Origin of the sequence: Hydrogenophaga atypica (genome assembly GCF_042665215.1) — a bacterium.
Taxonomy (GTDB): domain Bacteria; phylum Pseudomonadota; class Gammaproteobacteria; order Burkholderiales; family Burkholderiaceae_C; genus Hydrogenophaga; species Hydrogenophaga defluvii_A.
On the sequence record NZ_JBHTCA010000024.1, the window covers coordinates 1 to 13,372 of the forward strand.

Below are 13,372 nucleotides of genomic sequence, written 5' to 3' on the forward strand. Positions count from 1 at the left end.
TCTGTGAATCTCATCTTCCGGTTCTCCTGCATGTAGCGGGCCCGGCTCATGGGGGCGTGTTGCATCGCTCCTCCACAAACCGGACAGATTACTTGCTACGAACCGGACAACTCATTTGCTGCTGACAAGCATGTTGTCTCCTCTTGACACCCCAAAAAAGGGATGCAATCGTAAGGCAGAAGTCAGCTCAAATTAACATTTCTTACCGCTTGAAACCAGTTGTTTTAGGGCCTCGCACCGAGTGCTGTCAGCGTCCGTCCACCACCTCGGCGGCCGTGCGCATGGCCTCTACTGCGGTGGGTACCCCGCAATAAATGCTGGCGTGCAGCAGCACTTCTCGCACTTCTTCAGGCGTGGCACCGTTGTTGAGGGCACCCCGCACGTGGCCTTTGAGCTCGTGCTGTTTGCCCAGCGCGGTGAGCATGGCCACAGTGATCAAGCTGCGGGTTTTCAGGTCCAGGCCCGGACGCTGCCAGACATCACCCCAGGCGTTGTGGGTGATGTAGTCCTGCATGGGGCGGGTGAACTCGGTGGCGTTGCCAAAGGCCTTGGCCACAAAGTCTTCGCCCATCACGCGTTTGCGCATGGCCAGGCCTTTGTCGTACTGATCGGGGTTCATGGGTGTGTCCTTCGGTTGGAAAACCCAAGGATAAACTTGGCCGAACAACCACGGAGACACGCATGAGCCATACCCCCCGCTACCCCATCCCCGATCTCAACAGCCTGCCCGAGGACATCAAGGCCAAGGTGCTGGAGGTGCAAGAGAAGGCGGGCTTTGTGCCCAACGTGTTCCTGGCGCTGGCGCGGCGCCCAGCCGAGTGGCGGGCGTTTTTTGCCTACCACGACGCGCTGATGCTCAAGGAGGACTCGGGCCTGAGCAAGGGCGACCGCGAGATGATCGTGACCACCACGAGCGCGGCCAACAACTGCCTGTACTGCGTGGTGGCCCACGGCGCGATTTTGCGCATTTACGAGAAGAAGCCGCTGGTGGCCGACCAGGTGGCGGTGAACTACCGCAAGGCGGACATCACGCCACGGCAGCGCGCCATGCTGGACTTCGCGATGAAGGTGTGCCAGCGCTCGGATGAGATCGAAGACGCGGACTTTGCGATCCTCCATGCGCATGGTTTTACCGACGAAGACGCATGGGACATCGGGGCCATCACCGCCTTCTTTGGGCTGAGCAACCGCATCGCCAGCTTCAGCGGGATGATGCCGAATCCGGAGTTTTATCTGATGGGGCGGGTACCCAAGGCCAAGTGAAGCGCCTGCTTCGTTGCGCCCGAGGACATGGGGCGCTTGGCTCCGCGGCTGTCCCCCGCCGGCTGCGCCGGCTCCTCCTTTATGCCGCTGCTCCAAGCACCCCATGCCCTCAGGCATCCAACATGTCGGCAAACCAACGATTGCGCGCCAACATCACTTTAGATCGGGGTGGTGGGGCGCTCTGCAGAGCGAGGTAAAGGAGGAGCCGGCGCAGCCGGCGGGGGACACGAGCGGCGCAGAGCGCCCCGCCACCCCGATCCCGCCCACCCAGTGGCAAAAACCCTCAGGACACCAATGAACGCAACCACTCCGGCATAGGCGCCGACCGCTTGGCCTGGTAATCCACCCACACCGTGGTAGCACCACCCGACGCATACACCGTGTCCGGATCATCCACCCGCGACAACACACACCAGGTCTCGAACGAACTGCGCCCCGGGTCGCTCACATACGTGCGCACACGCACATCGCCCGGGTATTCCAGCTGCTGGTGGAAATTGCAGAAGGCATTCACCACCAGTGGGCCATGACCAGAAGGCGCAGGCGGGCAGCCGATGGCCGTCATCCAGTCGATGCGCGCCACCTCCATGTAGCGAAAGTAGACCGTGTTGTTCACATGGCCCATCGCGTCCATGTCGCCCCAGCGGATGGGCAGGGTCATGTCGTGAACCAGCTTCTTCTGGCTCGGCAGTTCCAATTTCACAGGTGCACCTCATCGATCGCGGGCTCGCGGTGCGCGCGCACCGAAGCCACAATGCCCAACACAAACAGGATCGCCGCCACCCACTGCACTGGCAATGGCCAGGTGGCGTCCCACACAAACGAATAGACCAGCGCGAACAGCGTCTCGCTGACGATCAACTGGCCACACAGGCTGGCACTCAAACGGCGGCTGGCCATGGTCCACAACAAAGAGGCCAACCAGGCCGAGCCCACGCCGGTCAACACACACACCATCAGGCCCGACACAAACCCGGGCAAGGCCACCAGTTCGGCCCAGGGGGTGCCCAGCGCCAACCACAACAGCAAGGCGCCCAGCCCGGTGGCCACGCCCAGCCAATTGGTCCACTGGGCCGAATCGACCTCCGGGTGGGCTTTGACCCAGCGCGCGTTGAGCAGCGCAAAAGCCGTCCAGCTGACCATGGACAGCACCGCCAACGCCATGCCCCAGCCGTATTGACCCGACGCCGCATCGCCCAGCGTCACGTGCGCCAGATCGGCCCACACCATCAGCGCCAGCCCTGCGGCCGTGCACACCAGGCCTGGCCAGAGCGCACGCCAGCTGAGGTGGGCCGGTTTGCCCAGCACCATCAGCCACAGCGGGATGGTGCCGATGATCAGTGCCGGCACCGCCGTGCCAGCCCAGCCAATGGCCAGCGCCAGCAGTGTGTAGTACCCAGTGAAGCCCAGCACGCTCAAACCCAGGGCCGCTCGCATCTGAGCCCCGGTGGGTTGCAGCTCACCGTGCCGCAGGCGCCAGGCCAAAAGCACGGCAGACATCAGCCCGAAGCTCATGAAGCGGAACGAGGCCACGTCCACACCCGTGAAACCGGGCGCCATGCGCGGCGCCACAAACACCAGCCCCCACAGCGCGCCCGCACCCAGCCCCGCCGACAAGCCCACCGTGACACGGCGCTGGGCCAGGGCTGCGTTCGGGTCGGCACCCACCGCCACGTTGGTGGCGCTCACACCGGGCATCCCATGTGGGCGGCCATCGCGCCCCGCAGCCGCAGTGTCGTCGCGCCAGCGTGCCGGGTAGCCCAGACGACATGGTCGGTCCAATCGATGTGATACGACATGAGCGTGCTCTCTAGAAAATGGCTTACTTGAAAATGACAGGATCGAGATTGTCTGTGAAGCCCCACTAAAATCCGTCGCGAGCTAGACAAGACCGCCCTGCCCTCGCCCGGGGGCGTGGTGCCACACAACTTCTACCGAGACCCCTCATGACCCACGACGAGATACTGGCGCAGTTCGGCCCCCGCGAATCCATGGAATACGACGTGGTGATCGTGGGCGGTGGCCCGGCTGGCCTGGCCACCGCCATCCGCTTGAAGCAGATCGCCGCCGACAAGGGCCAGGAAATTTCGGTCGTGGTGCTGGAAAAAGGGTCTGAGCCCGGCGCCCACATCCTGAGTGGCGCCGTGATGGACCCGCGCGCCATCACCGAACTCTTCCCCAACTGGAAAGAGCTGGGCGCACCGCTGGCGCAGGAAGTGACCGGCGACGACGTGCTGTTCCTGTCGGAAACCGGCAGCACCCGCACGCCCGACTGGCTGGTGCCCCGCAACTTCCACAACCACGGCTGCTACGTCATTTCCCTGTCCAACGTGGTCAAGTGGATGGCCCAGCAAGCCGAGAACCTGAGCGTGGAAATTTTCCCCGGCTTCGCCGCTGCCGAAGTGCTGTACGACGAGCAGGGCCGCGTCAAAGGCGTGGCCACCGGCAACATGGGCGTGGGCAAGGACGGCGAACCCATGGACAGCTTCCAGCTGGGCATGGAGTTGCTGGGCAAGTACACCATCTTCGCTGAAGGCGCGCGTGGCCACCTGGGCAAGCAGCTGCTGGCCAAGTACGACCTGACGGCCGGCAAGGACGCGCAGACCTTCGCCATCGGCATCAAGGAACTGTGGGAAGTGCCTGCCGACAAGGCCCAGCCCGGCCGCGTGGTGCACACCGCCGGCTGGCCCATGGTGGACGACAGCTTTGGCGGTGGCTTCCTCTACCACCTGGAGGGCAACAAGGTCACGCTGGGCTTCGTCATCGGGCTCGACTACAAAAACCCCTGGATGTCGCCCTTCGAGGAAATGCAGCGCTGGAAGACCCACCCGGCCATCAAGGCGCACATCGAAGGCGGCAAACGCATCGGCTACGGCGCGCGCGCCATCAACAACGGCACGCCCCAGGCCTTGCCCAAGACCGTGTTCCCGGGCGGCGCACTCATCGGTTGCGACGCCGGCTACCTGAATGCCGCGCGCATCAAGGGCAGCCACGCAGCCATCAAGAGCGGCATGTTGTGCGCCGACGCCCTGGCCGAGGCCCTGGCCGCCGGCCGCGCACAAGACGAACTGAGCGCCTACCCCGCCGCCTTCGAGAAAAGCTGGCTCAACGAAGAACTGCAGCAGACCCGCAACTTCAAGAACTGGTTCAAGAAGGGCAAGCTGGTCGGCCAAGCCATGACCGGCATCGAGCAATGGCTGCTGCCCAAGGTGGGCGTGGCCAACCCGCCCTGGACGCTGCACAACACCACGCCCGACCATGTGAAGCTGCGCCCAGCCGCCGAGATGCCGCAGATCAGCTACCCCAAGCCCGACGGCAAGATCAGCTTCGACCGCCTCTCCAGCGTGTTCATCAGCAACACCAACCACGAAGAACAGCAGCCGGCCCACCTCACACTCAAGAACGCTGGCGTGCCGGTGAGTGTGAACCTGTCCAAGTTCGCCGGCCCCGAAAGCCGCTACTGCCCGGCCGGTGTGTACGAGTTCGTCAACAAGGACGGCGCCGACCAGCTGGTGATCAACGCACAGAACTGCGTGCACTGCAAAACCTGCGACATCAAGGACCCGACCCAGAACATCGTGTGGGTGACGCCGGAAGGCGGCGGCGGGCCGAACTACGTGGGCATGTGATTCGCCCCGGCCTCAACCCCAAAAGCGGCCTCGGCCGCTTTTTTTCTTTCAAGCGGGCGACAGATGCCCCGCCAGCGAGCGCCCTAAATCCCCCTTGACCTGCGCCCAATCGGTACGAACGCCCTGGGTCAGCAAGGCCTGAAAAACCGCGCCATAGGTCAGCACATGCACCGCGCGCGCCAGGGGTTGCAAGGCATCGGCCTCGGGCGCATCACACGCGCAAGCCAAGGCCATGGTCCAGGCGTCCACATAACGCCGGTAGTTTTTGCGGTAAGCCTCTGGCGGTGAGATTTCGCGCTCCAGCTGATAAAGCGCCGCCCACGCCCGCACGTCACCGCGCATGCTCTCGATCTGCTGCTCCACCAGCAGCGGCACCAAGCGCGCCAACGGCAGGCCCGCATGGGCCTGCGCCGTGCTCACCAGTTGTTGGCCCACCGCGCGCACCCGGCGGTGGATGGTCAAGGCGGCCAGGGCCTGCTTGTCGCTCACATAGTCGTAGAACGTGCCAATGCCCACACCGGCCACGCCGGCCAGTTCGCGCACGGTCATGGCGGCATAACCCCGGTCCAACAAAACCCGAACAAAGGCGTCCTGCAAGGCCTCGGAGCTGGCGCGGGCGCGCGACTGCTGAGGGCGCCGCCGCAGCGCCACCGGGGTGGCGGGAATCCGAACACGTTCGCGGGCCATGGTGCCTAAACTTCTCCGAGACAAACACACACGCGGAGACATTAGCATGGGCTGGCCCACTCACGACGTCACCAACCAGTTCGACGAACTGCAGGACTACAACCTCTACGCGACCGACCACGCCCTGCAGGAGGCCGTTACCCGCCACGGCGGCGCCTCCGCCCACGGCCGGCTGGGCGACTACGGCGCGCTGATGGGCACGGCCGACAGCTACGCGAAGGCCGACCTGGCGAATCGCTTCCTGCCGGAACTCAAAACTTTTGACGCCCGTGGTCGCCGCATCGATCAGGTAACTTTCCACCTCGCCTGGCACAAGCTGCTGGCGCGCTACCGGCAGGCCGGCCTGATCTCCAGTCCGTTCCGCGACAACGCCTCTGGCCGTTGGGCTGCGTGGGCCGCCGGCTTCTACATGCACGCCCAGATCGAGGCCGGCACCTTGTGTCCCTCCACCATGACGCTGGGCGCCATCCCGCTGCTGCAGCGCGAGCCGGCGCTGTGGGCGCAGGTGGGCGACAAGCTCTTCAGCGATGGCTACGACCCGCGCGACCTGCCCATCGCGCAGAAAACCGCCATTTACATCGGCATGGGCATGACCGAAAAGCAAGGCGGCTCCGACGTGCGCGCCAACCAGACCACGGCCACGCCCATCGGTACCGGCGGGCGCGGCGGCGACTACCTGCTGCGCGGCCACAAGTGGTTTTTCTCAGCCCCCATGTGCGATGCCCACCTGGTGGTGGCGCGCACGCCCGAAGACGGCCTGGCCTGCTTCTTTGTGCCGCGCTGGCGGCCCGATGGCAGCAAGAACGCCATCCACATCCAGCGCCTGAAGAACAAGGTGGGCAACAAGAGCAACTCCAGCAGCGAGGTGGAGTTCCACGACGCCTGGGGCGTGCTGATGGGCGAGGCCGGGCGCGGCATCCCCACCATCATCGAGATGGCCACCTACACCCGTCTGACCTGCGTGCTGGGCAGCGCCGCCATGATGCGCCAGGCCCTGGTGCAAGGCATCGCCTACGCCCGCCAGCGCAAGGCCTTTGGCTACACCCTGGCCCAGCAGCCGCTGATGCGCGCGGTGCTGTCCGATATGGCGCTGGAAAGCGAGGCCGCGCTGGTGCTGGGCATGCACCTGGCCGAGGCCTACGAACACGACACGCCCGAGGCTGCGGCCTGGCACCGGCTGATGACGCCTGCCGCCAAGTTCTGGGTCTGCAAGCGCGCAGTGGAACTCACCGGCGAGGCGATGGAAGTGTTTGGCGGCAACGGCTACGTGGAAGATGGCATCATGGGCCGCCTGTTCCGCGAGGCACCGGTCAACTCCATCTGGGAAGGCTCGGGCAACGTGATGTGCCTGGACGTGATGCGTGGCATCGCCCGCCAGCCCGCACACGCCGAGGTGCTGCTGGCCGACCTGATGCGCCGTGCGGGCGACGACAAAACCCTCACGCAAGAAGCTTTGGCCCTGAGCCAGATGCTGCAGCGCAAGCCGGAGGAACTGGAAGGCATAGGGCGCCAGTTCACCACCCGCCTGTGTGTGCTGGCCCAGGCCTGCCTGCTGCGCCAGTACGCGCCCGAGCACGTGGCCCAGGCCTTCGTGGCCACCCGTTTCAGCGGCCACTGGGGCGCCGTCACCGGCCTGGTGGACCCCAGCGCGCTGGACGTGGACCGCCTGCTGGAGCGTGCCCTGCCCAGATAACCGCACTGAAGGTGATGAACAAATGGAGAAACATGCTGCAAGCTTCGTGTAGTGGCGGGCGTCTACGGAGGACGCCCCATGGCTGATACCGGTTGCCCACCCGGTTTCAAACCCCTGTTTCGCACGAGTCCTTTTCTCGACGCCACAGGCCCCTATTTCTACAAGCCAGAAGAACGTGGTTTTGTGGTTGGGCTGCGGGTAGAAACCAGGCACACCAACAACACCGGGACCGTGCATGGTGGCCTGTTGGCCACCATGGCAGACGTATCGCTTGGGTATGTGACGGCGATGTCGCAGCAGCCACCCGTTCGCATGCTGACCACCAGCCTGGGACTGGACTACGTGGGCACCGCCAACGTGGGCGATTGGCTGGAAGCCCACGTGTCGGTGGTCAAAGTAGGGAGCCGCCTGGCATTTGCCAACCTGTTGATCGTCGCCAATGCCGCACCCATCGTCACCGCACGGGCCACTTTTTTGGTGACGGAGCCTACCGCCACACGGTAGGGCATGGCAACTGCAGCGCCCGCTTGCGCGGTCAACATTCATGTAGTAACGTAACTACATTTGAAGCCGTAGGAGGTGCAACATGACCGTGACCACCCTGTCCAGCCGTGAGCTGAACCAAGACGTGACCCGCGCCAAGCGCGCGACCCAGAACGGGCCCGTGTTCATCACCGACCGAGGCAAGCCTGCGCATGTGCTGTTGAGCTTCGAGGCATACCAGCGGCTGACCCGGCAACGGCGCCAAATCGCCGACGCGCTGGCCATGCCGGGTGGAGAGGACATCGCGTTTGAGCCGCCGCGTGTGACCATCGCTACCCGGCCGGCTGATTTGTCGTGATGTACCTGCTCGACACCAACGTGGTGTCCGAACTGCGCAAGGTGCGGCTGGGCAAGGCCGACGCGCATGTGGCCGCCTGGGCCGACAGCGTCGATGCCGCCGATCTGTTTGTGTCGGCCATCACCGTCATGGAACTGGAGCTGGGCGTATTGGCCATTGAGCGCAAGGACGCCATCCAGGGCGCCTTGCTGCGCACGTGGTTGGACCAACAGGTCTTGCCGGAGTTTGTGGCGCGCACGCTGCCGATCGACACCGCTGTGGCACAACGCTGCGCCCGGCTCCACGTGCCCGACAAGCGTGGCGAGCGAGACGCGCTGATCGCCGCGACGGCGTTGGTGCACGGCATGACCGTGGTCACCCGCAACGTGGCCGATTTCGAACCCACTGGCGTGACGCTCATCAATCCGTGGTTGCGCCAGACCTGATCAAACGCACCGCCCCGTTTTTTTTGATATCAGTTGCCCAACACGGCCATGCGCCGCCTTGGCACGGCGCTACAATCGCGCCCACGTCAGGAGAGTGTCGCCCCGAGCGACCGCCGAAGGCGCAGGCGGTTTGCACATGCAAACCCTGAACGCTCAGGCAAAAGGACTGGCAGACGCCCGGCAACGGGCGATTCCCCCCTGGAGAGAGGCCATAGAACATGGCCCACCGAAGGAGCAAACGCGGCATCGCCCGCGTGAATCTCTCAGGTAAAGCGGACAGTGGGGCTGGTGCACGGCATGGCCGTGTGTGGCCCCTGCATTTCAAGTCCGCTCCATGTCCTCCGACACCCTGTTGACCACCCCGTTGAACGCCTTGCACCTCGAACTGGGTGCGCGCATGGTGCCTTTTGCAGGCTACAGCATGCCGGTGCAGTACAAGCCCGGCCTGATGGCCGAACACCTCCACACCCGCCAGGCCGCTGGCCTGTTCGATGTGTCGCACATGGGCCAGTTGCGCCTGGTCGGGCCCGACGCGGCAGCGGCTTTCGAAACCCTGATGCCAGTGGACGTGATAGGCCTGGGCGAACACAAACAACGCTACGGCCTGCTGCTCAACGACGAGGGCGGCATCATCGACGACCTGATGTTCGTCAACCGGGGCCGGGACATCTTCGTCATCGTCAACGGCGCGTGCAAACATGGCGACCTTGCCCACATGTTGGCCCGCATCGGCGGTCGCTGCCAAATCGATGTGTTATTTGACCGGGGCCTGCTCGCCCTGCAAGGCCCCCAGGCCGTGACCGCCCTCGCCCGCCTGCTGCCCGGCGTCGAGAAACTGGTCTTCATGACCGGTGGCGACTTCAGCTGGAACGGCGCCGACCTCTACGTCACACGCAGCGGCTACACCGGCGAAGACGGCTTTGAGATCTCGGTGCCTGCTGCACAGGCCGAGGCCCTGGCCCGCGCCCTGCTGGCTCAACCCGAAGTGAATCCTGTGGGCCTGGGCGCACGCAACTCGCTGCGGCTGGAAGCTGGCCTGTGCCTCTACGGCAACGACATCGATACAGTAACCACCCCCGTCGAGGCTGGCCTGAACTGGGCGATGCAGAAGGTGCGCAGAACCGGCGGCGAACGTGCCGGCGGCTTTGCGGGCGCGGCGCGCGTGCTGGCGCAGCTGGACGGCGCAGAAGCTCTGACCCGCAAACGCGTGGGCCTGGTGGCCCTGGAGCGGGTGCCGGTGCGCGAACACACCGAACTGCAGAACAGCGATGGCGCAACCATAGGCGAAGTCACCAGCGGCCTGCTGGGCCCCAGCGTGGACAAGCCGGTGGCCATGGGCTATGTGGGCGCAGAATACGCCGCCGTGGGCACCCGCGTGAGCGCCATCGTACGTGGCAAAGTGGTGCCCATGGAAGTGGCCGCGATGCCTTTCCTGCCGCCCAACTACTTCCGCGGCTGAACCCTTTTTTCATCTTCTCAACGGAGTCCTCCATGACCAAGCAATACACCGAAGACCACGAATGGGTCGAAGTCAGTGGCGATGTCGCCACCGTCGGCATCACCCACCACGCGCAGGACGCGCTGGGCGACGTGGTGTTTGTCGATCTGCCCGAAGTGGGCAAGGCCATCGCACAAAAAGAAGTGGCCGGTGTGGTCGAGTCGGTCAAGGCCGCCGCCGATGTCTACATGCCCATCAGCGGCGAGATCGTGGAAGTGAACGAAGCCCTGCGCGCCGATCCTTCACTGGCCAACAGCGACCCGCTGGGTGCCGGCTGGTTCTTCAAGGTCAAGCTGTCGGACGCCGGCCAACTCGCCGGCTTGCTGACCGAAACCGCCTACGCCGATTTCGCGGCCAAGGGCTGACCAGAGCCGTGCGTGAGCGGCGTTGCCCTGGTAGCGCCGCTTGCAGACTGTTCTGGAGCCCCCCATGCTGAAGCCCGCCACGCCCCCGCTCGAAGCCCTCGAAAACCCCAGCGAATTCATCGCCCGCCACATCGGCATCAGTGCCGAGGACGAGGCCATGATGTTGTCCGTGATCGGCGAGGCCTCGCGCCGTGCGCTCATCGAAAGCATCGTGCCACGCAGCATCGCACGGTCCACCGGCATGAAGCTGCCCGAGGCCGTGACCGAAGCCGTCGCACTGGCCGAACTGAAAGCCATCGCGCAGCAAAACCAGGTGTTCAAGAGCTTCATCGGCCAGGGCTACTACGGCACCCACACGCCCGGCGTGATCCTGCGCAACATCCTGGAAAACCCCGCCTGGTACACCGCCTACACGCCCTACCAGGCCGAGATCTCGCAAGGCCGCATGGAGGCACTGGTCAACTTCCAGACCATGGTGACCGACCTCACCGGCATGGCGATTGCCAACGCGTCCATGCTGGACGAAGCCACCGCCGCCGCCGAGGCGATGACGCTGGCCATGCGGGTGGGCAAGTCGAAGTCCAACGTGTTTTATGTGGACGACCAAGTGCTCCCCCAAACACTGGAGGTGGTGCGCACCCGCGCCAAACCCTTGGGGATCGACGTCCGCATTTGCACTGGCCCCGAAGCCTTGGAGAACGACAGTTTTGGGGTGCTGCTGCAATACCCCGCGCTGAATGGCGAAGTGCGCGACCTGCGTGACTGGACCACCCAGTACAAGACAAAAGGCGGCAGCGTGATCGTCGCTGCCGACCTGCTGGCTCTCACCCTGCTGGCGCCCCCAGGCGAATGGGGAGCGGACATCGTGGTCGGTACCACCCAGCGCTTTGGCATGCCCATGGGTGCCGGCGGCCCCCACGCCGCCTACATGGCCTGCCGCGACGAGTTCAAGCGCTCCCTGCCCGGCCGCTTGGTGGGCGTGAGCGTGGACGTGCACGGCAACCCGGCCTACCGCCTGGCGCTGCAAACGCGCGAGCAACACATCCGCCGCGAAAAGGCCACCAGCAACATCTGCACCGCGCAGGTACTGCCGGCCGTCATCGCCAGCATGTACGCCGTTTACCACGGTCCAGAAGGATTGAAACGCATCGCCCAGCGCGTGGCCGCTTACACCGCCATCCTGGCCCAAGGCCTCAAAACGCTGGGCCACACGCTCACCAGCGACAGCGCTTTCGACACCCTGACCGTGAAACTGCCCGATGCCGCCACCGCCCAGGCCGTGGCCGCCAAGGCCCGCGCCAAGCAGGCCAACCTGCGCGTGAGCTGGGGCCAGTTCGTGTCCATGTCGCTCGACGAAACCACGGCCCGCGCCGACATCGAGCTGTTGTGGGGCGTGTTCGCCGCCGAAGGCCAAAGCCTGCCGCGTGTGGCCGACTTTGACGCCGGCGTGGAGCCGCTGATCCCAGCCAGCCTGCGCCGCGCCAGCAGCTTCCTCACGCACCCGGTGTTCAACAGCCACCACAGTGAGACGGGCATGCTGCGCTACATCCGCGCGCTGAGCGACAAGGACTTGGCACTGGACCGCAGCATGATCCCGCTGGGCTCGTGCACCATGAAGCTCAACGCCACCAGCGAGATGATTCCCATCACCTGGCCGGAGTTCGCCAACGTCCACCCGTTCGCCCCCGCCGACCAGCTCAAGGGCTACCAGCAGCTTGACGAGCAACTGCGCGCCTGGCTGTGCGAGGCCACTGGTTACAAGGGCATCAGCCTGCAACCTAACGCGGGCTCGCAAGGCGAATACGCCGGCCTGCTGGCCATCCAGGCCTACCACGCCTCGCGCGGCGAAAGCCACCGCAACATCTGCCTGATTCCCAGCAGCGCCCACGGCACCAACCCGGCCAGCGCGCAGATGGTGGGCCTGCAGGTGGTGGTCACCAAGTGCGACGACAACGGCAACGTGGACATGGCGGACCTGCAAGCCAAGTGCGAGCAGCACAGCGACAAGCTGGCCGCGATGATGATCACCTACCCCTCCACCCACGGTGTGTTCGAGACCACCGTCAAAGAGCTGTGTGCCCTGGTGCACCGCCATGGCGGCCGCGTGTACGTGGACGGCGCCAACATGAACGCCCTGGTGGGCGTGGCCGCACCGGGCGAGTTCGGCGGTGACGTGAGCCACCTCAACCTACACAAGACCTTCTGCATCCCGCACGGCGGCGGCGGCCCCGGCGTGGGCCCGGTGTGTGTGGTCGACGACCTCGTGCCCTTCCTGCCCGGTCACGAAACGGGTGGCGTGAAAAGTGGCGTGGGCGCCGTCAGCGCGGCCCCGCTGGGCAACGCCGCCGTCCTCCCCATTTCGTGGATGTACATCCGCATGATGGGCGCCGACGGCCTGAAGCACGCCACCGAAGCCGCCATCCTGAGCGCCAACTACATCAGCAAGCGCCTGGCCGACCACTACCCCACGCTGTACGCCAGCGAAAACGGCCACGTGGCGCACGAGTGCATCCTGGACCTGCGCGGCCTCAAGGAAACCAGCGGCGTGATGGCCGAGGACGTGGCCAAGCGCCTGATGGACTACGGTTTTCACGCGCCCACGTTGAGCTTCCCGGTGGCCAACACCTTGATGGTGGAGCCGACCGAAAGCGAAACGCGGGAGGAACTGGACCGCTTCATCGCCGCCATGATCGCCATCCGCGAGGAAATCCGACGTGTGGAAAAAGGCGAGTGGCCGCAGGACAACAACCCGCTCAAACACGCACCGCACACCGCAGCCACCGTGCTGCAAAGCGATTGGAACCGCCCCTACCCGCGCGAGCTGGCCGCCGCAGCCAAGGGCCATGCGGTCAACACCAAGTACTGGCCCTCGGTCGGCCGGGTGGACAACGTCTACGGCGACCGCAACCTGTTCTGCAGCTGCGTGCCGGTGGGGGAACTCGCCACCGATTGATTTTTTCGGGTCTGTAAG

General features: G+C 65.0%; 13 protein-coding genes and 2 riboswitches. Of the genes, 9 read left to right on the forward strand and 4 right to left on the reverse strand.

Going from position 1 to position 13,372, the window contains the following annotated elements:
• Nucleotides 1–247: 247 nt before the first annotated feature.
• Nucleotides 248–619, reverse strand: coding sequence for a carboxymuconolactone decarboxylase family protein (locus tag ACFQPB_RS19690; RefSeq protein WP_382198912.1), 372 nt, complete (start codon nt 617–619; stop codon nt 248–250).
• Nucleotides 620–681: 62 nt separating this feature from the next.
• On the opposite strand from ACFQPB_RS19690, the gene ACFQPB_RS19695 reads away from it, so the two are divergent.
• Complete coding sequence (locus ACFQPB_RS19695) at nt 682–1,263, forward strand: peroxidase-related enzyme (RefSeq protein WP_382226970.1); 582 nt, start codon at nt 682–684, stop codon at nt 1,261–1,263.
• Between the two features lie 283 nt (nt 1,264–1,546).
• On the opposite strand, the gene ACFQPB_RS19700 is transcribed toward ACFQPB_RS19695, so the two are convergent.
• Nucleotides 1,547–1,966 (reverse strand): acyl-CoA thioesterase, encoded by a 420-nt coding sequence (locus ACFQPB_RS19700; protein WP_382226973.1) that lies wholly within the window; start codon nt 1,964–1,966, stop codon nt 1,547–1,549.
• The gene (locus ACFQPB_RS19705; protein ID WP_382226976.1) at nt 1,963–2,952 is read right to left on the reverse strand and encodes a DMT family transporter; all 990 of its coding nucleotides are present in this window, start codon (nt 2,950–2,952) and stop codon (nt 1,963–1,965) included. Before ACFQPB_RS19705 ends, ACFQPB_RS19700 begins: the two co-directional genes overlap by 4 nt.
• A 257-nt stretch (nt 2,953–3,209) precedes the next feature.
• Between ACFQPB_RS19705 and ACFQPB_RS19710 the strand changes: the two genes are divergently transcribed.
• Nucleotides 3,210–4,892, forward strand: a complete 1,683-nt coding sequence (locus ACFQPB_RS19710) for an electron transfer flavoprotein-ubiquinone oxidoreductase (RefSeq protein ID WP_382226979.1) — start codon at nt 3,210–3,212, stop codon at nt 4,890–4,892.
• 48 nt (nt 4,893–4,940) lie between these two features.
• Here the strand turns inward: ACFQPB_RS19710 and ACFQPB_RS19715 are convergent, their stop codons facing one another.
• Nucleotides 4,941–5,579, reverse strand: a complete 639-nt coding sequence (locus ACFQPB_RS19715) for a TetR/AcrR family transcriptional regulator (protein ID WP_382226982.1) — start codon at nt 5,577–5,579, stop codon at nt 4,941–4,943.
• Between the two features lie 46 nt (nt 5,580–5,625).
• Between ACFQPB_RS19715 and ACFQPB_RS19720 the strand changes: the two genes are divergently transcribed.
• The 7 genes from ACFQPB_RS19720 (at nt 5,626) to gcvP (ending at nt 13,354) form a co-directional block, all read left to right on the forward strand.
• Nucleotides 5,626–7,272, forward strand: coding sequence for an acyl-CoA dehydrogenase family protein (locus ACFQPB_RS19720; RefSeq protein ID WP_382226984.1), 1,647 nt, complete (start codon nt 5,626–5,628; stop codon nt 7,270–7,272).
• Nucleotides 7,273–7,350: 78 nt separating this feature from the next.
• Nucleotides 7,351–7,776: a PaaI family thioesterase gene (locus ACFQPB_RS19725; RefSeq protein ID WP_382198905.1), complete on the forward strand. Its 426-nt coding sequence runs from the start codon at nt 7,351–7,353 to the stop codon at nt 7,774–7,776.
• An 82-nt stretch (nt 7,777–7,858) separates the two neighbouring features.
• Nucleotides 7,859–8,113 (forward strand): type II toxin-antitoxin system prevent-host-death family antitoxin, encoded by a 255-nt coding sequence (locus ACFQPB_RS19730; protein ID WP_382226987.1) that lies wholly within the window; start codon nt 7,859–7,861, stop codon nt 8,111–8,113.
• A complete protein-coding gene (locus tag ACFQPB_RS19735; RefSeq protein ID WP_382198903.1) occupies nt 8,110–8,538 on the forward strand; it encodes a type II toxin-antitoxin system VapC family toxin in 429 nt (142 codons plus the stop codon). Before ACFQPB_RS19730 ends, ACFQPB_RS19735 begins: the two co-directional genes overlap by 4 nt.
• 77 nt (nt 8,539–8,615) lie before the next feature.
• Nucleotides 8,616–8,717: riboswitch (glycine riboswitch) on the forward strand.
• Nucleotides 8,718–8,726: 9 nt separating this feature from the next.
• Nucleotides 8,727–8,828: riboswitch (glycine riboswitch) on the forward strand.
• Between the two features lie 44 nt (nt 8,829–8,872).
• Nucleotides 8,873–9,997 carry a glycine cleavage system aminomethyltransferase GcvT gene (gene gcvT, locus ACFQPB_RS19740; protein WP_382226989.1) on the forward strand — a complete coding sequence of 375 codons (1,125 nt, stop codon included), beginning with the start codon at nt 8,873–8,875 and terminating at the stop codon, nt 9,995–9,997.
• 32 nt (nt 9,998–10,029) lie between these two features.
• On the forward strand, nt 10,030–10,401 hold the full coding sequence (gene gcvH / locus ACFQPB_RS19745; RefSeq protein WP_382226992.1) for a glycine cleavage system protein GcvH: 372 nt from the start codon (nt 10,030–10,032) through the stop codon (nt 10,399–10,401).
• 64 nt (nt 10,402–10,465) lie between these two features.
• Nucleotides 10,466–13,354 carry an aminomethyl-transferring glycine dehydrogenase gene (gene gcvP / locus ACFQPB_RS19750; protein WP_382226995.1) on the forward strand — a complete coding sequence of 963 codons (2,889 nt, stop codon included), beginning with the start codon at nt 10,466–10,468 and terminating at the stop codon, nt 13,352–13,354.
• The last annotated feature ends 18 nt before the right edge of the window (nt 13,355–13,372 follow it).